We start from the raw sequence: 23,261 nt of genomic DNA, 5'->3' as shown, positions 1-23,261 counted from the left end.
GCCTCTAGCGCTGGGTGGGTGCTGTCAAGGGTGGAGCGCAGCGGAATCGCGCAGCGACGCCGAAGGCGCCCTTGATAGCACCCACCCAGCGTTAGACGATCGCGGCGACAGGAAGCCCGCCCCACCCCAAACCCAGGCGCGGCTGAACCCACCCGACAAACGAAGAATGAGCCGGCACCGGGACTCGAACCCGGAACCTTTCGCTTACAAGGCGAGTGCTCTGCCAATTGAGCTATGCCGGCGTGGCGCCCGCGGACGCCCTCACCATCGTAAGCGGGAACAGGCCCGGGGTTGCGGGGTGCCCCATGATCGGCGACCGTCGGCACAGACATGGGATGACCCGGGAGGAGACGGAGTGGCGAGCGGTCGGGCCAGGTGGCGCAGGTGGGGCAGGTCGTCGAACGGGCAGGTCAGCGGCCCGCCGGTGCGCCCGACCGCGGAGCAGGTGCATGGGCCCGCGTTGCCCGAGGAGCGCACGGTGCACCTCGTGCTCGACCTGGCGCTGCGGATCGGCGAGGTGCAGATGGCGTCCGGGGCCGGGGCGGCCGACGTCACGGCCACGATCATCGCCGTGTCGGACGCCTACGGGCTGCCGCACTGCGAGGTGGACGTCATCTTCACCTCGATCACCGTCGCGTGCAGGCGCGGGACCGAGGAGCCGCCGATCACCTCACTGCGGGTCGTGCGGTCGCGCGGCCTCGACTACACGCGCTTGGCCGCCGTCGAGACGTTGGTGCGGCGGATCACCGCGCACCAGGTCACCGTGCGGGACGCGCAGGCGCAGTTGGAGCAGATCACCACCGCCGCACACCCCTACCCGCGATGGGTAGCGACTACGGCGTTCGCGGGCATGGCAGCTGCGGTCACCGTGCTCATCGGGGGCGCCGCCGACATGGCGCTGTTCGCGGCGGTGATCACCGCCGTCGTCGACCGGGTGGGCCGGTTACTCAACAAACGCGCTCTGCCGTTCTTCTTCCAGCAGGTAGTCGGCGGCGCACTGGCTACCGGTGCTGCTCTGACCCTCTTAGCCACTGGAGTCATCACCGCGCGGCCAACTGTTCTTGTCGCCGCGGCGATCACCGTGCTCTTGTCCGGGCTGTCAGTCGTGTCCACCGTGCAAGACGCGATCACCGGCTACAACGTCACCGCGGCCGGTCGCACGATGGAAGCGTCGTTGATGACCGCGGGTCTCATCGGGGGCGTCGTGTTGGCGCTCAACATCGCCACCTCCTTGGGCATGGCATACACGCCTCTTGGCGATCCTCTTCCCGCGAGCGCTCTTCGACTACCGGTTCAGACAATCGCCGGAGCAGCTGCCGCTGGTCTCTTCGCGCTAGCCAGCTACGCCACTCCCCGTGCCCTCTTAGTCGCATCGGCCGCCGGAGGCGTAGGCACAGCGGGTTACGGCGCGCTGGTCCTCGCGGGCGCGGGTCCGATCGCCGCGTCGGCAGGAGCTGCCGTCGTCATCGGCTTCGCGGGCGGGGTGATCTCGCGCAGGCTGCGGATGCCGCCGCTCGTGGTGGCCGTGTCCGGGATGGTGCCGCTGCTGCCCGGCCTTACCACCTACCGCGCCGTCTACGCGCTCGCCGCCGAGCGCAGCACCAGCGGCCTGCCCACCCTCATGCTCGCCGCCGCCATCGCGCTCGCGCTGGCCGCCGGGGTGGTGCTCGGCGAGTACCTGGCCCAGCCGGTCCGCAGCGGTCTGGGCAGGCTCGGGCGGCGGCTGTCCGGCCCCCGGCTGTCCGGCCCACTGCGCCCGACCGAGCGCAGGCTGGAGTAAACCCCCCGGTCGCGTGAGAGTCGCCACGTCCGGGTGGCCCCGGTCGCAGGACGCGGGCGGGCCCGGGAATGACTAGCCTTCGGTGCGGGGACCCGCCAGTGCGACAGGAGGCTCGGCAGGCGTGAGCAGCGACAACGGCGCGGATTTCATCGTGGCCGCCAACCGGTTGCCGGTTGACCTCGAGCGCCTCCCGGACGGCTCGCAGCGCTGGAAGCACAGCCCGGGCGGCCTGGTCAGCGCGCTGGCCCCGTTCCTGCGCAGCCACAGCGGCGCTTGGGTCGGCTGGCCCGGCGTGCCCGACGTCGACGTCGAGGAGTTCACCGAGGACGGCCTGCGGCTCTTCCCGGTCGCGCTGACCGCCGACGAGGTGCGCGACTACTACGAGGGGTTCTCCAACGCCACCCTCTGGCCGCTCTACCACGACGTCGTCGCGCCCCCGGTCTTCGACCGCGGCTGGTGGGACAGCTACGTCAAGGTCAACCACCGGTTCGCCGAGGCGTGCGCGAAGGTCGCCGCCCAGGGCGCGACCGTGTGGATCCAGGACTACCAGCTCCAGCTCGCGCCCGCGATCCTGCGCGAGCTGCGGCCGGACCTGCGCATCGGCTTCTTCCTGCACATCCCGTTCCCGCCCACCGAGCTGTTCATGCAGCTGCCCTGGCGCGCCGAGATCGTCCGCGGCCTGCTCGGCGCCGACCTGGTCGGCTTCCACCGGCCCGGCGGCGCGCAGAACTTCCTCTGGCTGGCCCGCCGCCTGCTCGGCCTGGAGCCGACCCGGGGCGCGGTCGGCGTGCGCACCCGGCCGGGCGTCATCCAGCTCGGCGACCGCGCGGTCCGGGTCGGCGCGTTCCCGATCTCCATCGACTCCGCCGGGCTGGACGCGCTCTCGCGCAAGCGGGAGACCGTCGCGCGCACCCAGCAGATCCGCTCGGACCTGGGCAACCCCAAGAAGGTCATCCTCGGGGTGGACCGGCTCGACTACACCAAGGGCATCGACCTGCGCCTCTACGCGCTGCAGGAGCTGCTGTCCGAGGGCCGGGTCGACCCCGACGAGGTCGTCATGGTCCAGCTCGCCACGCCCAGCCGGGAGCGGGTCGAGCACTACCAGCGGATGCGCAGCGACATCGAGCAGGTGGTCAGCCGGATCAACGGCGAGTTCGGCCGGGTCGGGCGGCCGATCGTGCACTACCTGCACCAGTCGGTCGGGCGGGCCGAGCTGACCGCCTTCTTCTCCGCCGCCGACGTCATGCTGGTGACGCCGGTGCGCGACGGCATGAACCTGGTCTGCAAGGAGTACGTCGCCTGCAGGCACGACCTCGGCGGCGCGCTCGTGCTCTCGGAGTTCGCGGGCGCCGCGGCCGAACTCACCAGCGCCTTCCTGGTGAACCCGCACGATCTGGACGGGGTCAAGAACGCCATGCACGCGGCCCTCACGATCGATCCAGCCGAGGGTCGCCGTAGGATGCGCGCGCTGCGGCGACAAGTGCTGACCCACGACGTCGACCGGTGGGCTCGCTCCTTCCTCGACGCGTTGGACCCCGAGCACGCTCACTGAGCAGACCGCCCCAAGAACCCTGCCAGAGTCCAAGGAGAAGGCGTTGACCGCCGAGGCCCTCCCTGCCGAGCTGCGCCGCGCCATCGTGCAGATAGCCCGCACGCCCCGGCTGCTGGTCGCCTGCGACTACGACGGGACGCTCGCGCCGATCGTCGAAGACCCGGAGAAAGCCCGCCCGCACACCGAGTCGGTGGGCGCGCTGCGCTCGCTGGCCGGGCTGCACGAGACGACCACGGCGGTGATCTCCGGGCGGGCGCTGCGCGACCTGGCGACGCTGTCCCGGCTGCCCTCGGAGGTGCACCTGGTCGGCAGCCACGGCTCGGAGTTCGACGTGGGCTTCGTGCACGCGCTCGACGCGACCGCCCGGGAGCTGCACCGCCGGGTGGCGGCTGAGCTGGAGCGGCTGATCGAGGGCGCCGAGGGGGTGGCCCTGGAGGTCAAGCCCGCCAGCATCGCGGTGCACGTGCGCCGGGCCGAGGCCGACGTGGCGAACCTGGTGCTCGACAAGGTCCGCGGCGGGCCGTGCCACTGGGAGGGCGTGCAGGTCACCGAGGGCAAGGCGGTGATCGAGCTGGCCGTGGTGCAGACCGACAAGGGCCACGCCCTCGACGTACTGCGCCACCAGGTCGGCGCCACCGCGGCGATCTTCGTCGGCGACGACGTGACCGACGAGAAGGCCTTCGCCCGGATCGCGGGCCCGGACCTGGGCATCAAGGTCGGCGACGGCGAGAGCCTGGCGGCCTACCGGATCGACGACCCGGTCTCGGTCGCCACCATGCTGGCCTTCGTCCTCGAGCAGCGCCGCGGCTGGCTCTACGGCGGCCAGGCCCCGCCCATCGAGCGGCTGTCCATGCTGGCCAACGAGCGCTCGGTCGGCCTGGTCACCCCGGACGCCCGGCTGACCTGGCTGTGCCACCCGGAACCGGACTCGGCCGCGGTCTTCGCCGACCTGCTCGGCGGCCGCACGGCGGGTCACTTCTCGGTCGCCCCCGAGCGCGGCGGCCTCCCGCTCGGGCAGCGCTACCTGCCCGGCACGATGACCGTAGAGACCCGCTGGTCGGGCCTGCTGGTCACCGACTACCTCGACCACGAGGCCGCACCGCACCGCACCGACCTCACCCGGGTGCTCTCGGGCAGCTCGCCCGCCGTCGTGGAGTTCGCGCCGCGCCCCGAGTTCGGCCAGGTCCAGGTGCGCCTGGCGGCCAGCGAGGACGGCCTGCGCGTGCTCGGCACGTCCGACCCGATCTCGCTGCGCGCCCCCGGCGTCACCTGGGAGATCACCTCCGACGGCCAGGTCGACTCGGCCCGCGCGGTCGTGACGCCCACCGCGGACACCCCGATCGTCTTCGAGCTGCGCTGCGGCACCGACGACCTGTCCCAGCACCCGGTCAACGAGGTCGACCGCAAGGCGATGGCTGCGGCGTACTGGACCGACTGGCTCGACACGCTGGTGCTGCCGCCGGTCGAGAAGGACCTGGTGGCCCGCTCCGCGCTCACCCTGCGCGGCCTGTGCCACAGCGAGACCGGCGCGATCATGGCCGCGGCCACCACCTCGCTGCCCGAGGAGATCGGCGGCATCCGCAACTGGGACTACCGCTACTGCTGGCTGCGCGACGCCTCGATGACGGCGAAGGCGTTGGTGTCGCTGGGTTCCACCGCAGAGGCCGAGGCCTTCCTCGGCTGGGTGCACGGCGTCCTGGCCACCATCCCCGGCCCGGAGCGGCTGCACCCGCTGTACACGATCGCGGGCACCACCCTGGGCCCGGAGGCGGTCATCGACACCCTCCCCGGCTACGCGGGCTCCCGCCCGGTGCGGGTCGGCAACCTGGCCAACCAGCAGGTCCAGCTCGACGTGTTCGGCCCGGTCGTGGACCTGGTCGCCGCGCTGGCCGAGGCCAAGGGCGCGCTCTCGGACAGCGACTGGGCGATGGTCCAGGCGATGGCGGAGGCGGTCACCCGGCGCTGGCACGAGCCCGACCACGGCATCTGGGAGGAGCGGCACCGCCCGCGCCACCACGTGTACTCCAAGGTCATGTGCTGGCTCACCATCGACCGCGCGCTCAAGCTGGCCGCCGCCCACGACCGCGAGCCCGACCCGGCCTGGGCGGCCCTGCGCGAGGAGATCGCGGCCGACGTCCTCACCCGCGGCTGGAACGACGAGGTCCGCTCGTTCACCACGGCCTACGACGGCACCGACCTGGACGCGGCCACCCTGATGATCGGCATGGTCGGCCTGATCGACCCCACCGACGAGCGCTTCCAGGCCACCGTCACCGCCACCGAGGCCGAGCTCCGCAGCGGCTCCACGGTCTACCGCTACCACCGCGACGACGGCCTCCCCGGCGACGAGGGCGGCTTCCACATCTGCGCGGCGTGGATGATCGAGGCCTACCTGCTGACCGGCCGACGCCCCGAGGCCGAAGACCTGTTCGCCCAGATCGTCGACGCCGCGGGCCCCACCGGACTGCTCCCCGAGGAGTACGACCCGGTCGCCGAGCGGTCCCTGGGCAACCACCCCCAGGCCTACTCCCACCTGGGCCTGATCCGCTGCGCCCAACTGCTGTCCGCCTGACCACCCGCGGGGGCCCAGGCCCCCACGGGTGGATTTCAACGGAAAGCGACTGCCCGACTCCACGGTGTCGATACGCTCCGGTCCGCAACAAGTTCGCGGATCGGGGGACCAATGCCAGACGGCCAGCCGCCGGGGAACGTCGAACACCAACTGGACGTGGAAGTCACCGTCGCCCAGGTGCACGAGGCGGTGGCCAAGGTCCTGCCAGGAACCCAGACCCCCTTCGCCGCGGGCGGCGGCGGAGGCGGCCAGTACCAACTGGCGAGCGTCGCCGAACTCGACGCCCTGATCGCCCAGTGGCAGGTAATCCACGACAAGATCGATTCCACGGGTCAGAAGCTGCGGCAAGCGCGAGACCTCATCGAGCCGCCCGCCGCCGACGAGATGAGTCGCAAGGAGGCCCAGGCGACCGTGCACAGCCTCAACCAGGCTCGCGACCACAACGTCGCCATGCGCAAGTACGCGACCGCTTATATAGACAAGCTCGTCGCCGCACGGCAGGCGTACGAGAACACCGAGCAGCACAACGCGGCCGCGCTTCGACTGACAGGCGGAGGCTGAGCATGCCACGACCGTCGACGCGCCTCCTGGTCCTGTTCGCCGCCACGTCTCTGCTGGCGGCCTGCTCTGAGCCCGGCAGAGCCGTGCCGAGCACTTCGACTACGTCGACAAGTGCCAGGGAAGACGAGACCTATGGCGCCCCGAGGGTCAGCGACCCGATCGACCCACGAGAGTTCCGCAAGAGTCCCTGTGCCGTCCTCACCGAAGCCCAGTCGACGGGATTGGGCTGGGAGCGCGAAGGCAGCGCCTCCAGCTTGGACAGCAAAGATCCTTACTGCGACTGGGACAGCAAGGATGGCCGCGAGAACTACGTGTTCGGTTGGCTCGCGTCCAATGCCAGGGGACTGGCTGACACCTACCGGGCCAATGCCACCATCGCGGACTTCGCCGCGTACTGGGAGCCGACTACGGTGAGCGGCTATCCCGGGGTCTTCGAAGACGGCACAGATGACCGCGCCGACGGCTTCTGCAACCTGGTGGTCGGTATCCGCGACGACCTGACCTTCCGGGTGGGGGCGAGCGGCGGGTCCGGCGGGGAAGCTTGCAGCAAGATCAAGAACATGGCGGAACTCGCTATCAAGACCATGCGGGGGGCATGACATGGCAGGGATGTCGGGTCAGGACATCTACGACAACTTCCACAACGGTCCGGGTGGCGGGCGCCTCATCGGGGCAGCTGAACTAACGCGCGCCGCGGCCGAGGAGTACGAGGAGTGCGCCCACGACATCGTCGACCTGACGCGGCGGATGGAGGAGGCGTGGCAGGGGGATGCCGCTGGGGCCGCGCAGCGGGGGGCCGGGCCGCTGGTGGTGGAGCACCGGCTCGCGTCGCCGGAGTTGGGGGTGGCGCAGGACTTGACCTATCGGCAGGTGGAGTCGTTCGACCACGCGAAGAACTCGGTGCGGCCGGTGCCGGAGCGGCCAGCGGAGCCGGGGTTCTGGGACAACGTGACGAGTTTCGGTGGGGCCACGACGAGCTACGAGGCGCACCTGCGGGCGCACAACGCGGTCAGTGGGCACAACGTGGCGGTTATGCGGTCCTATGAGGACGCTTCCACCTACAACGCGGGTGCGATGCCCGGCACGTACGGGAACCTGACCCCCGACCAGGCCGAGATCGTCATCGGGAGCCCGGAGCAGCCCACCGAGGTGGGTGGTGGAGACCCCAGGGAGCGGGGCTACTGGGACCCGAAGCCGGTGCACACCAGCAGTTATCCGCAGGCCGGGGAGCACGGCGGGCCCGGCCAACCAACCACGCACCCGTCAAATGTCGAGTCGGGCGGCGGTCCCACCACCGGCGCGCGGGCACCGGTACCAGGACCGGTCGTGCCGCGGCCAGGGGGCGACACCCCCGGGACGAGCGGACCGGGCGGGACAACCGGGCCGAGCGGATCGGGCGGTACACCTGGACCAGGCGGGACAACCGGGCCGTGGACAGGCCAGCCGCCCGGGGCTCGACCGGGCGAGACAGGTGGCCCCGGGACAACGAGGCCCATCGGGTCTCGCACGGGCGACGCAGGCGGCTCCGGGGCGAACCGGCCGGTTGGGTCTCGTGCCGGCGGTCCCGGGGCAGGCGAAACGGGCGGCCGCCGGCCAGGTGCGCCCACCGGACCTCGCACGGGTGACACCGGCGGCCCCAGGGCAGGAGCCGGCGAGCCCAGGGCAGGAGCGGGCGAGCACGGTGGTCCCAGGGCAGGTGCCGGGGAGAGGGGAGGCGCGGGCGAAAGGGGAGGCCCCAGGGCAGGTGAAACCGGAGGTCCCAGGACAGGCGCGGGGGAACCCGGCGGCCCCAGGGCGAGTGAGACCGGTGGACCACGAGCGGGCCAGGGCCGGGGCGCGGCAGGGCGCGAACCGGGCTTCGCGGGGGGCGGTGGTGGCCACGCGGGTGAGGATGACGTCGAGTACCCCCGGCCCGCCTACCTGCTCGAACACGACCCGGAGGGCCTGTTCGGGTCCGACGAGATCACCGCGCCGCCGGTGATCGGGGGGTAGACAAAAAAGTGCTCGACAGACCCATCGTCCTCTCCGTCGACACGCTGGCGCGGATCACCGCCCGCATCGGCGAGCTGCACGTCGCCTTGGCCCCGCCCGCGACCTGGCTCCCCAAGCAGGCCGACGAAGAGGCCGATGACCGCGCCCGCGAAGAACTCGCCCAACTGGGCGGCATCGACCGCAGGGGCAGGCTGGATGCCGACCTCGCCGCCACCCTCGCCCTACTGTGCGCGCCGCACAACGAGTTCTACGGCTGGATCACCAGCCACGGCCGCACGATCGGGGTGTTGGCGGCCTCGACGGGTCGCGACGCCGTACTCGCGGTCCGCACGGACCGGGAAGTCCACTTGAAACAGTCCACACCAGACAAGCTCGCCGAGCGGCTGGCCGCCCAGGTCCCGGAAGTCCCGCCCGGACAAGGCCCCTCCGTCACCATCACCCCGACCGCCCCCACCAGCCGGATCACCGCACCGGCACGGCGGAGCACCCCGGAGCTGGACCTGGCCCGCCGCATCGCCGCGCTGCCCACCACCGGGGGCGGCGAGCTCCACACCGCCGTCCGCGACGACGCTGGCCGCAGGCACGCGATCGCCCACCCCCTGCGCTACGCCGACTCCACGCACGGCCGCTGGCTCAACGCCACCCTCCGCGACGGCCGCGTCCTCATCGCGCCAGCGAGCCGCGACACCCTGGCCCGCCGCCTGCACGACGCCCACCGAGCGCTCACTTGAGCCCGAACACCCGCCGCGCGTTGCCGGTCAGGAACAGGTCCAGGCCCGGGGCGTCCAGCTCTAGACCATCCACATCGGACAGTGCTTGCATCGGCGTGATCATCGGGTAGTTGCTGCCCCACAACACCTTCTCCCGACCGTCCGCCCGCAGGTAGCGCACCAGCTCGGGCGGGTAGCGCCGGACCGTGTACGCGCTGGTGTCGATGTGCACGTTGGGGTACTTGCGCGCCAACGAGATCATCTCCTCGGTCCACGGGTACCCGATGTGCCCGGCGACGATGGTCAGCTCCGGGAAGTCGAGCGCCACCCGGTCCAGGTACGGGATCGGCCGCCCGGGTTCGGAGGACCGCAGCGGCCCGGTGTGGCCGACCTGGGTGCAGAACGGCACCCCGAGCTCGACGCACGCCGCGTAGAGCGGGTAGTACCGCCGGTCGTCCGGCGGCAGCCCCCACAGCCACGGCACCACGCGCAGCGCGACGAAGCCGAGCTCGGTGATCGCCCGCCGCAGCTCGCGGACCGCCGCCACCGGCCGCAGCAGGTCGACGGCGGCGACACCGGCGAACCGGTCGGGGTGGGCGGCCACGAAACCGGCCACCTCGTCGTTGCCGATCAAGACGCCCTCGGGGCCGTGCCACGCGCTGACCAGCCCCACCCGCACGTCGGCCTGGTCCATCGCCATGGTGGTCACCGCCAGCGGCAGCTCCGCGGTCGGCAGCGGCTGCCCGGTCCACCGGCGCAGCGACTCGAACATGTCGTGGCCGAGGAAGGCCAGGGTCGGGTGCTGCATCCACGCATCGATGGCCACCACCCCATCATGCCCGCGGGCACCCCGGAAGTCGCCGACCGTTCACCCAGGCTTCACGTCACGATCGAGTGAAACGGCGTCCTAGGTGGCGTTGGGGCACCAGGATCCTGAGGTGGAGGGATCGAATGAAACGTCAGGTCAGCATAGGTTTGGCCGTGGTACTGCTGGCCGCCGTGGTCGTCGCGATCATCATTGGATCGGGTGACGACACCCCGGAAGCGGGCGCTTTAACTACCGTGCGTGGCGTCGGCGGTTCGGAGAAGGCGGCCTACTTCGCCGACCAGCGGGTGGTCGCCGCGTTCGCCAAGCACGGCCTGCGGGTCGAGCTGGACTCGGCGGGCTCGCGGCAGATCGCCACCACCGTCGACCTCGCGCCCTACGACTTCGCCTTCCCGTCCTCCTCCCCCGCCGCCCAGCGGATCCAGCGGGACAAGAAGGTCACCACCGTCTACACGCCGTTCTTCTCGCCGATGGCGGTCGCCACCTTCGAGCCGATCGTCGAGCTGCTGCGCGGGCGCGGCGCCGTCCGCAAGGGCCCCGGCGACTACGAGGTGATCGACCTGGCCGCGTACCTGGAGCTCAGCGCCAGCCGGTGGGACCAGCTGCCCGGCAACACCACCTACCCGGCACGCAAGAACGTGCTGATCACCACCACCGACCCGCGCGACTCGAACTCCGCGGCGATGTACCTCGCGGCGGTGTCCTTCGTGGCCAACGGCAACGCGGTCGTCAGCTCCCCCGAGGCCGAGGCCAAGGTCCTCCCGGCGATGGGCAAGCTGTTCCTGGACCAGGGTTACACCCAGAGCAGCACCGAGGGCCCGTTCGAGGACTACCTCGCCGCCGGGATGGGCAAGACCCCGATGGTCCTGATCTACGAGTCGCAGTTCCTCGACCGCCAGGTGCGCGGCGACACCCGGCCGGCGATGCGCCTGCTCTACCCGGCGCCGACCGTGCTGTCCAAGCACACCCTGGTGCCGCTCAAGGGCCAGGGCGACCAGGTCGGCAGGCTGCTGACCAGCGACCCGGACCTGGTCCGGCTGGCCGCCGAGTTCGGCTTCCGCACCAGCGACCCCAAGGCGTTCCAGCAGGTCGTGGCCGAGCGCAAGCTCACCGCCCCGGCCGACCTGGTCGACGTCGTGGAGCCGCCGAGCTACGAGACGCTCGAGCGGATGCTGGACGTGATCGGGAAGCAGTACCGGTGAGCGAGCTCGCGCTGACCCCGCCCGACCCGGTCGAGCCGGTACCGGTCGAACGGGCCGCCGGGCTGATCCCGCTCGACGACCAGACCCGGGTCGCCGCCGCCGAGCGCGCCGAGCGGTTCTCCGCCGAGCTCAGCGCGCTCGACCCGCGCTCCCCCGGCTTCACCGACAAGGTCGACGAGCTGCTTTCCGTGGGGGAAGCGGACATGCGCGTCGCGGCCACCATCGCCGGTGGCCTGCTCGACCGCTCCGTCGACGCGCTCGCCGGGGCGCAGGGTCGCCGACCGGGCCCGGAGCAGCGGATCACCACCAGCCTGGCCGAGCTGCGCCGCGCGGTCACCGAGCTCGACCCCGGCGGCCTGCCGACCACCCAGCGCAAGCTGCTCGGCCTGATCCCGATGGGCAACCAGGCCAAGCGCCTGCTCGACCGCTACCGCGCGGCCAACACCCCGGTGAACCTGCTGGTGGTCGACCTGCGCACCCGCCAGGACCAGCTGCGCCGGGACAACGCGGCGATCAAGGGCGAGCGCGCCCGGCTGTGGGAGAACATGTCCCGGCTCTCGGAGTCCGCCGCGTTCGCCAAGGCGCTCGACACCGCGGTCGAGCGGCAGGCGGGCGTGCTCGACTACGCCGACCCGGCCGCGGCGAACTCGCTGCGCGCCGACGTGCTGCACCCGGTTCGCCAGCGGCACCAGGACATCCTGACCCAGCTGGCGGTCAGCGCGCAGGGCTACCTCGCGCTGGACCTGTTGCGCCGCAACAACGACGAGCTGATCCGCGGTGTCGAGCGGGCGTGCTCGACGACCGTCTCCGCGTTGCGCATCGCCCTGGTGGTCAGCGGGGCGCTGGCCAACCAGCGCGATGTGCTCGACGAGGTGGCCGCCCTGCGCGGCACCACCGAGGGCTTGATCCGCACCAACGCCGACCTGCTGGCGCTGCAGACCGACGAGATCCGCAAGGCGAGCACCGACCCCGCGGTCGGCGTGGCCACGATCAAGGAATCGTTCGACCAGATCTACCGCGCCATCGACGCCGTCGACGAGTTCCGCGCGGGCGCCACGCAGAGCATGGCCACTACGGTCGCCGCGCTCACCGGCGAGCTGCGCCGCGCCGAGGACCACCTGCGGCGCTCGCACGCCACCGAGATCACGGGAGAGGCATGACCACCAGGTTCATCGCGGGGGTGCTGGCGCTGGTCACCGGCGCCGGGCTGCTCGCGGGCTGCTCCGACGACAGCGCGGGCGGCACGCCCAGCCCACCGCAGGCGGGCAAGCTGCGCATCCTGGCGGGCAGCGAGCTGGCCGACCTGCAGCCGGTCCTCGACCGCGCCGCGCAGGCCACCGGCGTCCGGGTCGAGTTCACCTTCTCCGGCACCATCGAGGGCGCCCAGACCCTGGCCGCGGGCGCCGCCGACCAGGCCTACGACGCGGTGTGGTTCTCCTCCAACCGCTACCTGCAGGCCCTGCCGGAGGCGGCCCGCAGGCTGGGCAACGCGTCGAAGATCATGAGCTCCCCGGTGGTGCTCGGCCTGACCAAGTCCAAAGTGGACTCCCTGGGCTGGGCCGGGAAGCCGGTCGCCTGGGCGGACATCGCCAAGGCCGCGGAGAGCAGGTCGTTCAGCTACGGCATGACCGACCCGTCCGCGTCGAACTCGGGCTTCTCCGCGCTCGTGGGCGTCGCCTCGGCGCTGGCGGGCTCGGGCACCGCGATCAGCGCCGAACAGGTCGCCGCGGTCACCCCCGAGCTGAAGAAGTTCTTCACCGCGCAGGCGATGAGCGCGGGCTCCTCCGGCTGGCTCTCGGACGCCTACCAGCGCCGCGCCACCGGCACCGACCCCGGCGCGAAGATCGACGGCCTGGTCAACTACGAGTCGGTGCTGCTCAGCCTCAACGCCTCCGGCAAGCTCCCCGAGCCGCTGTCGCTGGTCTACCCCAGCGACGGCGTGGTCACCGCCGACTACCCGCTCACCCTGCTGTCCACCGCGGGCGACGACGCCCGCCACGACCACCAGCGGCTCAGCGACTACCTGCGCACCCCTGACGTGCAGCGCGACATCATGGCGCAGACCCACCGCAGGCCCGGCGTCCCCGGCGTCGACCTGGCGCCCGAGTTCGGCGGCCAGAACCCGGTGGAACTGCCCTTCCCGGCTAGCCAGGAGTCCTTCGACGCGCTGCTCTCGGCCTACTTCGACCAGATCCGCCGCCCCTCGCGCACCGTCTACGTGCTCGACACCTCCGGCTCGATGGCCGGTGAGCGGATCGACGCCCTGCGCTCGGCCCTGGTCGGCCTGACCGGCGCGAGCGACGACCTGGTCGGGAAGTACCGCCGGTTCCACGGGCGCGAGGAGGTCACCTTCATCCCGTTCAGCACCACCCCGGCCGCGCCGATCGCGTTCACCGTGCCGGAGAAGGACCAGGCGGGCGAGCTCGCCAAGATCAAGTCGACCGCCCAGGGGCTCAGCGCGAACGGCGGCACGGCCATCTACGACAGCCTGGACAAGGCCTACGACCTGCTCGCCCGCGACCCGCTGGGCGAGCGGTTCACCTCGATCGTGCTGATGACCGACGGCGAGAACACCAGCGGCCGCGACTACGCCGACTTCGAGCGCGACCAGGCGGGCCGCCCGGCTGAGTTGCGGCGGGTGCCCGTCTTCCCGGTGCTGTTCGGCGAGGGCAGCGCGGACGAGATGAACGGGCTGGCCCAGCAGACCGGCGGCAAGGTCTTCGACGCCCGCGGCGCCGGTCTGCAGCAGGTGTTCCGGGAGATCCGTGGCTACCAGTAAGCGGTTCGGCCGCTACCTCGGCTCCACCAAGAACCTGGTCGGCTGCGTCGGTGGCCTGGTCGGTGTCGTGCTGCACCTGTTCGGCGTGGCCGGGAACCTGTGGCTGCTCGTCGTCGTGGGCCTGTACCTGGTGGGCGCGCTGGCCGCGCCGCCGGAGAAGGTGCACCTGGCCACCGACCCCAACGCCGAGGCGTCCCGGCTGCGCGCCGACCTCGACGCGCTGCTGGCGAAGGTCCGCGCCCAAGCCGACCGGATGCCCGAGGGCGCCCTGCCGCGCCTGGAGCGCGTCGCCGAGATCCTGAGCGCGGTGCTGACCCGGCCCGCCGAGCTGGCCGCCGACCCGGAGGCCGCACACGGCACCACCCGCCTGGTCCGGGTCGACGTGCCGCTCGCGGTGGAGACCTACCTGAACCTGCCGTGGTGGTTCGCGGTGGCCAAGAAGGTCAACTCGGGCACCCCAACCGCCGCCGAGGAGCTCACCGCCCAGCTGGAGCTGCTGGAGGCCGACGCGGAGTCGGTCGCCTCGGCGTTCTTCGCCGACGACCTGCGCCGGTCGTCGGACCACACCCGCTACCTGCGCGACCGCAACCAGGACTGAGAACGCGATCGGGCACTTCGGGCAACTACCGGTGTGACGATGGCGAGCATGACACCGCGGGACACCGGTGACCGCCCGGACCTCAGCGGTTCCGGCGCGGGCCCGGCCCTCACCCGCCTCTACGACGCACACGCCCGCGAGCTGCACCGATACCTGGCGCGGCGGCTCGACACCGCGACCGCCGACGACCTCGTGGCCGAGACCTTCCTGATCGCCTGGGAACGCCGTGCCGACTACCGCCCCGCGCGGGCGGGGGTGCGGGCCTGGCTCTACGGCATCGCGACGAACCTCGCGCGCAGGCACGCCCGCGACGAGGTCCGCGGCCTGCGCGCGATGACCCGGTCCGGCTCGCAAGCCGAGCAGGGCGACCCGCTCGACACCGCGGCCGCCGCCCGGGTCGACGCCGCCGCGCAGGCCACCCGGCTGGGCGCGGCGCTGGCGGACCTGCGCCCGGTCGACCGGGACGTGCTGCTCCTGGTGGCCTGGGCGGGTTTGACGCCCAAGGAGGTCGCGGACGCGCTCACCGTCAACCAGGCCACCGTCCGCACCCGGCTCCACCGCGCCCGCACCGCGCTGCGCGGCCACCTGACGAAGGAGAACCCCGCATGACCGACCTCGACGACCTGTTGGCCGACTTCCGCGCCGACACCCCGGAGATGACCGAGCACGCCTTCACCAGGGGCCGCGACCGCCTGGCCGCCCGGATCGAGCCCGCCGGGGCACCGGAACCGATCACCGAGCGCGAGGCCGTCGTGATCCCGCTCGGCACCCGCGCCGACCGCAGCCCGCCACGCCGGGCCGCGCCCTGGCTGGTGGCCGCCGCGGCGGTCGCGGTGCTCGCCGCGGGGGTCTTCATCACCCAGGACCAGCAGCCCACGACGACCCCGGGAGCACAGCGCGTGAGCACCGCGCGCACGGCGGACCCCGCCACCTCCACGGTGCCGACCCCGGTCAGCACCTACGAGCTGCCGCCGCAGCCCGCGCAGCCGGTCAACCCGGCCGCCGACCTGATCACGACCCCGGGCACGGACCTGGTGGTGCCCGCGGGCCAGTTCCGGTACGTGCGGCTGGCCGGGACCCAGGACGGCCTCGACGGCGGGCCCGGCGGCACCGCCACCCGTGAGTACTGGGTGCCGACGGACCTCGCACAGGGCCAGTGGCTGCTCGAGGTCAACTCCACCGGCACGATCCAGGGCGCCCCGGAGGGCGGCCACAGCACCGAGCGCGGCACCGCCGAGCAGTTCGACGGCGTCCTGATCGCCCGCCTCAACGGGCTCGCCGCGGACCCCGCCGCGGTCTACGCGAGCCTGCGGACGCAGTTCGGCACCACCGAGGCACCGGCGACCAAGGCGGCCGCCTACCTGATCGACCTGCTGCGCAGCCCGTGGGCCACGGCCGCGCAGCGGTCGGTGCTGCTGCGCACCCTGGGCTACCTCGACTCGGTGACGGTGCTGCCGAGCCAGCAGACCGCCGACGGCCGCCCGGCCGTGTCGGTCGGCTGGTCCCCGGACGCGGACTACCGGCACGACCTGCTGATCGATCCCGCGACCGCCCGGGTGATCGGCGACCGCAACGTGGCGACGCGGCCCTTCAACGGCTTCACCGCCGACCAGGCCTTCACCACCACGGCGGTCACCGAGGCCGTCGTCCCGACCCAGGGCACCCGCCCGGGGGCGTGAGCACCGGGGAGGCCGACCTGGGGGCGGCCTCCCCGGTCAGGCCCGCAGGACCTGGAGGTTGTTCATCGCCGACCCGAGGTCGGTGACCACCCGCACCTCGATCCCGTCCGGCACCTCACCGGAGTCGACCGGCACCAGCGCCTTGGTGAACCCCAGGCGCATCGCCTCGGCCAGCCGGAGCCGGACGCCGCTCACCCGGCGGACCTCGCCCGCCAGCCCGACCTCACCGAGCACCACGAGGTCGGGCGGCAGCGCGACGTCGCGCGCCGCCGTGGCCACCGACAGCGCGACCGCGAGGTCGGCGGCGGGCTCGGCGATCTTCATCCCACCGACCGTCGCGGCGAACACGTCGGCGTCACCCAACCGGATGCCACCGCGCCTTTCCAGTACTGCCAACACCATCGCCACCCGCGACGAGTCCAAACCGGACACTGCCCGGCGCGGTGTGCCCAATGCGGACTTGGCCACCAGCGCCTGCACCTCGCCCAGCAGCGGTCGCTTGCCCTCCATCGCCACCGTGACCGCGGTGCCCGCCACGCCCGCGTCGCGTCGGTTGAGGAAGAGCCCCGACGGGTCCGGCACGCCGACGATGCCGCGGTCCACCAGCTCGAAGCAGCCCACCTCGTCAGCCGGGCCGAACCGGTTCTTCACCCCGCGCAGCATCCGCAGCGCCGAGTGCCGGTCGCCCTCGAAGTGCAGCACCACGTCGACCAGGTGCTCGAGCACCCGCGGCCCCGCGATGGAGCCGTCCTTGGTGACGTGGCCGACCAGCAGCACCGGCAGCCCGCGCTCCTTGGCCAGCGCCACCAGCGCCGCGGTGACCGCGCGCACCTGGGTGACCCCGCCCGGCGCGCTGTCCACCGCGGGCGAGGACATCGTCTGCACCGAGTCGACCACCAGCAGCCCAGGCCCGACGGCGTCCACGTGGCCCAGGATCGCCGCCACATCGCTCTCGGCGGCCAAGAACATCGACCCGTGCACGTTCCCGGTGCGCTCGGCCCGCAGCCGCACCTGGCCCGCGGACTCCTCGCCGGTGACGTAGAGCGTCGGCCCCTGGTCCCCGTCCAGCGCGGCCCACTGGTAGGCGACCTCGAGCAGCAGGGTGGACTTGCCGACCCCGGGCTCACCGGCGAGCAGCACCACCGCGCCGGGCACCAGCCCGCCGCCGAGCACCCGGTCCAGCTCGGAAACGCCGGTGGGGCGGGCTTTCGCGGACTCGACGTCCACTTCGGCGATCGGCCGCGCGGGCGAGCTGGGCGCGCCCGCCGCGATCTTGACCCGGGGTGCGCCGACCTCTTCGAGGCTGCCCCACGCCTGGCACTCCGGGCAGCGGCCGAACCACTTGGCCACCGCGTGCCCGCACTCGGCGCAGCGGTAGTTCAGCTTGGGCGAGGTCTTGGTGGCCACGGGGGCACGCTACGGCCGGGCACCGACAGAGCCGGGGACGCGGGCGCCCCGGGTTCCGCGGCCCCGCGACCGGTCGCTCAGTGCTCGCTCTCGCGGGGACCGTTCGGCGCCGCGATCGGCAGCTCGATGGTGACCGCACCGGCCTTCTCGAAGACGAAGGTGACCGGGATGGTCTTGCCCGGGTCGAGCCGCGCGCGGACCGACTTGAGCACGATCTCCAGCTTGCCCAGGGTGACCTTCGCCGAGGTCGAGGTGGGCGCGCTGGTCGAGGTCGGCGTGACCGAGGTCCCGGGGGCCGAGCTGGCCGCCGACGAGGACGACGCGGACGACGACGCGGCCGAGCTGGACCCGGGAGCCGAGGAGGCGCTCGAGGGCGCGCCGGAGCTGGGCGCCGCGGACGAGGTGATCGAGGCGGTCGGCGTCGGCGTGGTGGCCGCGCTGGACTTGGGCGCCTCCGCCTCCTCGCCGGGCTTGCCGACGGTGAGCGCGGTGCCGCCGGGCAGCGCGGTGTCGCCCTCGACCTCGACCTCGGCCGAGACGGTGGAGGTGACCTCGACGAGCTTGTCGTCGGAGCCACCGGCGTTGACGATCGCGAGCACCAGCGGGGCGTCGGTGCCCTCGGCGTAGTAGCCCTTGACCGGGTAGGCGAGCATCGCGTCGCGCAGGCCGATCGGGCCCGCCTGGGCGAGCGCGCCGTTCACCGCGGGCAGCTGCGAATCGGTCTGGGTGATCTGCCCCGCACTGCACCCGGCGACGCCGAGCGCGGCCACCAGGCCGAGACCCAGAGCGGTCGGGACCAGGCGCTGCCGGGCGACCGGGTTCTGCTGTGCACGACTCACGGGGGCTCCTGCGTCGCTAGCGGACATTCCACCTACCGGCCGGAAGCCTAGCCCGCGCAATAGATCGGGTCCGCGCGTGGTCGGACAATCGCGCGCGCGGTGTCGGGGGAATCACGTCCACTGTGGATGAGATCGACTCGCTGATCGACTTCCGCCCACCGCCGAGCGCAATGGGGGCTGAGTACGCGCAAAGAGCTCTTGTCAACCCCTGCCCGTTCCCTGATGTGGCCTTTGACCTGCGTAGACGGTTCACAGGTCCATCTCCTAGACCGTGCGACCCGTGTTAAGATGGAGGCAGCGAAAGGGGCAGAGGACACATGGTTTTCAAGGTCGGAGAGACCGTCGTCTACCCGCACCACGGTGCCGCACTCATCGAAGCGATCGAGACCCGCACGATCAAGGGCGAGGAGAAGAAGTACCTCGTCCTCAAGGTCGCGCAGGGTGACCTCACGGTTCGCGTCCCCGCAGACAACGCCGAGATCGTCGGCGTGCGGGACGTCGTGGGCCAAGAGGGTCTCAACCGCGTGTTCGACGTGCTGCGCGCGCCACACACCGAGGAGCCGACCAACTGGTCGCGTCGGTACAAGGCCAACCTGGAGAAGCTCGCCTCCGGCGACGTCAACAAGGTGGCCGAAGTGGTGCGAGACCTCTGGCGGCGGGAGAAGGACCGCGGGCTGTCCGCAGGCGAGAAGCGGATGCTGGCCAAGGCGCGGCAGATACTGGTCAGCGAGCTGGCGCTGGCCGAGGGCACCGACGAGGACAAGGCCGAGGTCCTGCTCGACGAGGTCCTGGCAACCGCAACCGTCTGAGGCGCACGTCCGACCGGGCCACCGGGCGGATCGGCCCGATTGAGACATGCATGACACCGCAGTGGGACCGCCCCGGGTCCCGGACAGGCAGTGAACAGGCCATGAACACGGTGGCCATCGTGCCTGCCGCAGGTAGGGGTGAACGCCTGGGCTTCGGCGTGCCCAAAGCACTGGTCCCCGTTCGCGGGAGCGCTCTACTGGCACATGCCGTGCGCGGCCTGCTCACCGCAGGTTGCGTGCGGCATGTCGTCGTTGCGGCGCCCCCCGCCGAGGTCGAGTCCACCGCGAAGCTGCTGGCCGACGCGGGCTTGCCCGCCGATGTCGTCCCCGGTGGTGCCGACCGCACCGACTCCGTGCGCCGCGCTCTTCGGCACGCGCTCACCGCCGTCCCGGACGCCCGCGTGGTGCTGGTCCACGACGCGGCGCGCGCGTTCACCCCGCCGCAGGTCATCCAGGCCGTCGTCGACGCTGTGCTGGCGGGCGCGCCCGCGGTGATCCCGGTGCTGCCGATGGCTGACACCGTCAAGCAGGTCGACGCGGCGGGCGTTGTCCTGGCCACCCCCGACCGGGCGGCGCTGCGCATCGTCCAGACCCCCCAGGGCTTCGACGCGGCCACTCTGACCAGGGCATACGCGGCGGCTGGCGACTCCGCGACCGACGACGCGGGGCTGGTCGAGAAGCTGGGCGTCCCGGTGGCCACCGTGCCGGGACATCCCTATGCGATGAAAGTCACAACCCCCTTCGACCTGGCCATCGCCGAGGCCGTGCTGTCCGCCGTGGAGGTCTCGTGAGGGTGGGAATCGGCACCGATGTTCACCCGATCGAAGTAGGCCGGGACTGCTGGCTGGCCGGTCTGCTCTGGCCCGGCGTCGACGGCTGCGCGGGGCACTCCGACGGTGACGTGGCCGCGCACGCCCTCTGCGACGCGCTGCTGTCCGCCGCGGGCCTGGGCGACCTGGGCGCGGTGTTCGGCACCGGCGACCCGCGCTGGGCGGGCGCGCACGGCGCGACGCTGCTGGCCGAGGTGCGCACCCGGGTCGAGGCGGCGGGCTACCGGGTGGCCAACGCCGCGGTGCAGGTGATCGGCACCAACCCGAAGATCGGCAAGCGCCGGGCCGAGGCGCAGGCGGTGCTGTCCGCGGCGGTCGGCGGCCCGGTGTCGGTCTCCGGCACCACCACCGACGGGCTCGGGCTGACCGGCCGCGGTGAGGGCATCGCCGCGGTGGCGACCGCGCTGCTGCTCGCCGCCGACTAGTCCGGACGCGGGCGTCGGCCTAGTCCGGACGCGGGCGTCGACCAGGTCCCGGTCGGCGGGATGGTGGGCGCGGCGAGCCGGTCGGATCTATGTTTCGACCATGGGATCTTCACTATCCGCGAACGCCCGGGCCCTCTTCGAGGGCAAGAACTACGTCACCCTGGCCACGCTCAACGCCGACGGCAGCCCGCAGACCTCGGTCCTGTGGGCCCGGCTCGACGGTGACGACGTGCTGCTGTCGACCGTGGTCGGCCGCCAGAAGGAGAAGAACCTCCGCGCCGACCCCCGGGTCAGCCTGAGCGTCTTCGACATCGCCAACCCGTACAACTACGTCGAGGTCCGCGGCGTCGTCCAGCTCACCGAGGAGGGCGGCAAGGAGCTGATCAACGAGCTGTCGCTGAAGTACGTGGGCAAGCCCTACACCTCCGACGGCCCGGACGACGTGCGGGTTGTGGCGCGCATCACTCCGGAGCGGGTCACGGGCAACGCGGCCTGACCTCTAGCGTGGACGCCGTGGCCATCCGCGGCGTCCTGCTGGACTTCTCGGGCACCCTGTTCCGCCTGGAGCCGGGTGCCGCGAGCGTGTCCGGGCTGCGCCTGCGCGACGGTGCCGCCCTGGACGCCGACCGCTACGCCGAGCTGCTGGCCGTGATGACCGTGCCGACCGGTGTGCCGGAGCACCTGCCCGCCGAGCTGCACGAGGACTGGCACCGCCGCGACCTCGACCCCGAGGTGCACCGGTCGGCCTACGAGGCGTCGCTGTCCGCCCCGGCCATCGGGCTGGCCGACGGGATGCCCGCCCTGCTCTACGACGTGATGCTGGCGCCCGGGTCGTGGCAGCCGTACCCGGACACCGGCGCCGCGCTGCGGCTGCTGCGCGAGCGCGGTCTCCCGGTGGCCGTGGTCAGCAACATCGCCTGGGACATCCGCCCGACCTTCGCCGCGCACGGTCTGGCCGACCTGGTCGGGGAGTTCGTGCTCTCCTACGCCGAGGGCCTGGTCAAGCCGGACCCGAAGCTGTTCGAGCTCGCCTGCGAGCGGATCGGTGTCGAGCCGGCGGACACCCTGATGATCGGCGACAGCGCCGAGGCCGACGGCGCCGCCGTCCGGGTGGGCTGTCGGTTCGAGCGGGTGGAGCCGCAGGCGACCGCGAGCCGCCCCGACGCGCTGCTCGGCGCGTTGCGCGCGCATGGCATAGCGGGCTGAGATAAGCCAAGAGCACGCCGTTAGTCAATCCTGGCACGAGTGACCTCTGCGTTACCCGTACCATTTCCCCAGTAAATGCTGTGCTCCCACCAGGAGATCCCCGTGCCCCTGCACATCTTCGACAGCGCAAGCCGCAGCCTGCGTGAGTTCACGCCGCTGACGCCAGGGGTCACCACCATCTACGTCTGCGGCGCCACCGTGCAGGGCATCCCGCACATCGGGCACGTGCGCAGCGGCCTGAACTTCGACGTGATGCGCCGGTGGCTGACCCACCAGGGTTCCGACGTGCGGCTGGTCCGCAACATCACCGACATCGACGACAAGATCCTGGTCAAGGCCGCCGACGCGGGCAGGCCGTGGTGGGAGTGGGCGGCCACGCACGAGCGCGCCTTCAACGAGGCCTACGACGTGCTGGGCTGCCTGCCGCCGTCGATCGCGCCGCGGGCCACCGGCCACGTCACCCAGATGGTCGAGATGATGCGCGAGCTGATCGACCGCGGCCACGCGTACCCGGCGGGCGGCGACGTCTACTTCTCGGTGTCGTCCTACCCCGCCTACGGCGAGCTCTCCGGCGCGAAGCTCGACGACGTGCAGCAGGGCGAGACGCTGGCGCAGTGCAAGCGCGACCCGCGCGACTTCACGCTATGGAAGGCCAGCAAGCCGGGCGAGCCGTCTTGGCCGACGCCGTGGGGCGAGGGCAGGCCGGGCTGGCACCTGGAGTGCTCGGCGATGGCGCGCGCCTACCTGGGCCCGCAGTTCGACGTGCACGGCGGCGGTCTGGACCTGGTGTTCCCGCACCACGAGAACGAGCAGGCCCAGTCCCGCGCGGCGGGCGACGGCTTCGCCCGCTACTGGATGCACAACGCGTGGGTCACCCTCAGCGGCGAGAAGATGGCCAAGTCCCTGGGCAACACGGTGTCGATCCCGGAGATGCTCAGCCGCGTGCGCGCCCAGGAGCTCCGCTACTACCTGGCCGGCCCGCACTACCGGTCGATGATCGAGTACTCCGAGGCGGCACTGTCCGAGTCGGTGCGGGCCTACCAGCGCGTCGAGCACTTCGTGCACAAGGTGGCCCAGCGCACCGGCGTGGTCACCCCCGGCGACCCGGGCCCGGAGTTCGCCGCCGCCATGGACGACGACCTGGCCACCCCGGCGGCACTCGCCGCGGTGCACAACGCGGTCCGCGCCGGTAACACCGCGCTGGACGCCAACGACGAAGAAGGCGCACGCCAAGCCGCCTCGGCGGTGCGCGGCATGACCGGCGTGCTCGGGTTGGACCCGCTGTCACCGCAGTGGCAGGACAAGTCCAACGCCGACACCGGCCTGCGACAGGCGCTCGACGCCCTCGTCGAAGACCTCCTCGAAGAGCGCCAGCGCGCCCGGGCGGATCGGGACTTCGCCCTGGCCGACGCCATTCGAGACCGCCTGCTCATCGCGGGCGTCGCCGTCGAGGACACCCCCGGCGGTCCATTGTGGACACTGAAGGACAGCTGA

21 protein-coding genes and 1 tRNA gene are annotated in these 23,261 nt (G+C 72.2%); 18 read left to right on the top strand and 4 right to left on the bottom strand.

Annotated elements, in window-relative coordinates:
• Positions 1-169: 169 nt before the first annotated feature.
• Positions 170-242, bottom strand: a tRNA-Thr gene (locus QSK30_RS19835).
• 182 nt (positions 243-424) lie between these two features.
• Between QSK30_RS19835 and QSK30_RS19830 the strand changes: the two genes are divergently transcribed.
• The 6 genes from QSK30_RS19830 (at position 425) to QSK30_RS19805 (ending at position 9,188) form a co-directional block, all read left to right on the top strand.
• Positions 425-1,780, top strand: a complete 1,356-nt coding sequence (locus QSK30_RS19830) for a threonine/serine exporter family protein (protein WP_285504791.1) — start codon at positions 425-427, stop codon at positions 1,778-1,780.
• A 121-nt stretch (positions 1,781-1,901) separates the two neighbouring features.
• Complete coding sequence (locus QSK30_RS19825; protein ID WP_285504767.1) at positions 1,902-3,332, top strand: alpha,alpha-trehalose-phosphate synthase (UDP-forming); 1,431 nt, start codon at positions 1,902-1,904, stop codon at positions 3,330-3,332.
• A gap of 43 nt (positions 3,333-3,375) precedes the next feature.
• Positions 3,376-5,904, top strand: coding sequence for a trehalose-phosphatase (gene otsB / locus QSK30_RS19820; protein ID WP_285504765.1), 2,529 nt, complete (start codon positions 3,376-3,378; stop codon positions 5,902-5,904).
• Between the two features lie 156 nt (positions 5,905-6,060).
• Positions 6,061-6,465, top strand: coding sequence for a hypothetical protein (locus QSK30_RS19815; RefSeq protein WP_285504763.1), 405 nt, complete (start codon positions 6,061-6,063; stop codon positions 6,463-6,465).
• Between the two features lie 2 nt (positions 6,466-6,467).
• Positions 6,468-7,064: a DUF3558 domain-containing protein gene (locus QSK30_RS19810; protein ID WP_285504762.1), complete on the top strand. Its 597-nt coding sequence runs from the start codon at positions 6,468-6,470 to the stop codon at positions 7,062-7,064.
• A gap of 1,401 nt (positions 7,065-8,465) precedes the next feature.
• A complete protein-coding gene (locus QSK30_RS19805) occupies positions 8,466-9,188 on the top strand; it encodes an ESX secretion-associated protein EspG (RefSeq protein ID WP_285504761.1) in 723 nt (240 codons plus the stop codon).
• Here QSK30_RS19805 and QSK30_RS19800 read toward each other — a convergent pair.
• Positions 9,181-9,993 (bottom strand): amidohydrolase family protein, encoded by an 813-nt coding sequence (locus QSK30_RS19800; protein ID WP_285504759.1) that lies wholly within the window; start codon positions 9,991-9,993, stop codon positions 9,181-9,183. The two genes, QSK30_RS19805 and QSK30_RS19800, sit on opposite strands and share 8 nt — an antisense overlap.
• A gap of 125 nt (positions 9,994-10,118) precedes the next feature.
• Here QSK30_RS19800 and QSK30_RS19795 point away from each other — a divergent pair, with 125 nt between their 5' ends.
• From QSK30_RS19795 to QSK30_RS19770, 6 genes are read left to right on the top strand one after another with little or no spacing between them, the layout of a single operon-like run.
• Positions 10,119-11,195: a hypothetical protein gene (locus QSK30_RS19795; protein WP_285504757.1), complete on the top strand. Its 1,077-nt coding sequence runs from the start codon at positions 10,119-10,121 to the stop codon at positions 11,193-11,195.
• On the top strand, positions 11,192-12,355 hold the full coding sequence (locus QSK30_RS19790) for a toxic anion resistance protein (protein WP_285504756.1): 1,164 nt from the start codon (positions 11,192-11,194) through the stop codon (positions 12,353-12,355). Before QSK30_RS19795 ends, QSK30_RS19790 begins: the two co-directional genes overlap by 4 nt.
• On the top strand, positions 12,352-13,974 hold the full coding sequence (locus QSK30_RS19785; RefSeq protein WP_285504755.1) for a substrate-binding domain-containing protein: 1,623 nt from the start codon (positions 12,352-12,354) through the stop codon (positions 13,972-13,974). Before QSK30_RS19790 ends, QSK30_RS19785 begins: the two co-directional genes overlap by 4 nt.
• Positions 13,961-14,572 carry a hypothetical protein gene (locus QSK30_RS19780; protein ID WP_285504754.1) on the top strand — a complete coding sequence of 204 codons (612 nt, stop codon included), beginning with the start codon at positions 13,961-13,963 and terminating at the stop codon, positions 14,570-14,572. Before QSK30_RS19785 ends, QSK30_RS19780 begins: the two co-directional genes overlap by 14 nt.
• A gap of 48 nt (positions 14,573-14,620) precedes the next feature.
• Entirely contained in the window at positions 14,621-15,181 is a 561-nt protein-coding gene (locus QSK30_RS19775) for an RNA polymerase sigma factor (protein WP_285504752.1), read from the top strand.
• Positions 15,178-16,251 (top strand): hypothetical protein, encoded by a 1,074-nt coding sequence (locus QSK30_RS19770; RefSeq protein WP_285504750.1) that lies wholly within the window; start codon positions 15,178-15,180, stop codon positions 16,249-16,251. Before QSK30_RS19775 ends, QSK30_RS19770 begins: the two co-directional genes overlap by 4 nt.
• A gap of 36 nt (positions 16,252-16,287) precedes the next feature.
• On the opposite strand, the gene radA is transcribed toward QSK30_RS19770, so the two are convergent.
• The gene (radA, locus tag QSK30_RS19765; protein ID WP_285504748.1) at positions 16,288-17,658 is read right to left on the bottom strand and encodes a DNA repair protein RadA; all 1,371 of its coding nucleotides are present in this window, start codon (positions 17,656-17,658) and stop codon (positions 16,288-16,290) included.
• Positions 17,659-17,735: 77 nt separating this feature from the next.
• Positions 17,736-18,497, bottom strand: a complete 762-nt coding sequence (locus QSK30_RS19760) for a copper chaperone PCu(A)C domain-containing protein (RefSeq protein ID WP_285504746.1) — start codon at positions 18,495-18,497, stop codon at positions 17,736-17,738.
• A gap of 317 nt (positions 18,498-18,814) precedes the next feature.
• On the opposite strand from QSK30_RS19760, the gene QSK30_RS19755 reads away from it, so the two are divergent.
• The 6 genes from QSK30_RS19755 (at position 18,815) to cysS (ending at position 23,261) form a co-directional block, all read left to right on the top strand.
• Entirely contained in the window at positions 18,815-19,306 is a 492-nt protein-coding gene (locus tag QSK30_RS19755; protein WP_285504744.1) for a CarD family transcriptional regulator, read from the top strand.
• 101 nt (positions 19,307-19,407) lie between these two features.
• Positions 19,408-20,097 carry a 2-C-methyl-D-erythritol 4-phosphate cytidylyltransferase gene (gene ispD / locus QSK30_RS19750; RefSeq protein WP_285504743.1) on the top strand — a complete coding sequence of 230 codons (690 nt, stop codon included), beginning with the start codon at positions 19,408-19,410 and terminating at the stop codon, positions 20,095-20,097.
• Positions 20,094-20,561 (top strand): 2-C-methyl-D-erythritol 2,4-cyclodiphosphate synthase, encoded by a 468-nt coding sequence (ispF, locus tag QSK30_RS19745; RefSeq protein WP_285504741.1) that lies wholly within the window; start codon positions 20,094-20,096, stop codon positions 20,559-20,561. Before ispD ends, ispF begins: the two co-directional genes overlap by 4 nt.
• A gap of 100 nt (positions 20,562-20,661) precedes the next feature.
• Entirely contained in the window at positions 20,662-21,057 is a 396-nt protein-coding gene (locus tag QSK30_RS19740; RefSeq protein ID WP_285504739.1) for a PPOX class F420-dependent oxidoreductase, read from the top strand.
• Between the two features lie 17 nt (positions 21,058-21,074).
• Positions 21,075-21,767 (top strand): HAD family hydrolase, encoded by a 693-nt coding sequence (locus QSK30_RS19735; protein ID WP_285504737.1) that lies wholly within the window; start codon positions 21,075-21,077, stop codon positions 21,765-21,767.
• Positions 21,768-21,869: 102 nt separating this feature from the next.
• Entirely contained in the window at positions 21,870-23,261 is a 1,392-nt protein-coding gene (gene cysS / locus QSK30_RS19730) for a cysteine--tRNA ligase (RefSeq protein WP_285504736.1), read from the top strand.

The organism is Actinokineospora sp. NBRC 105648 (assembly GCF_030269645.1).
GTDB lineage: Bacteria > Actinomycetota > Actinomycetes > Mycobacteriales > Pseudonocardiaceae > Actinokineospora.
This window is presented reverse-complemented; position numbering and strand designations above follow the sequence as displayed.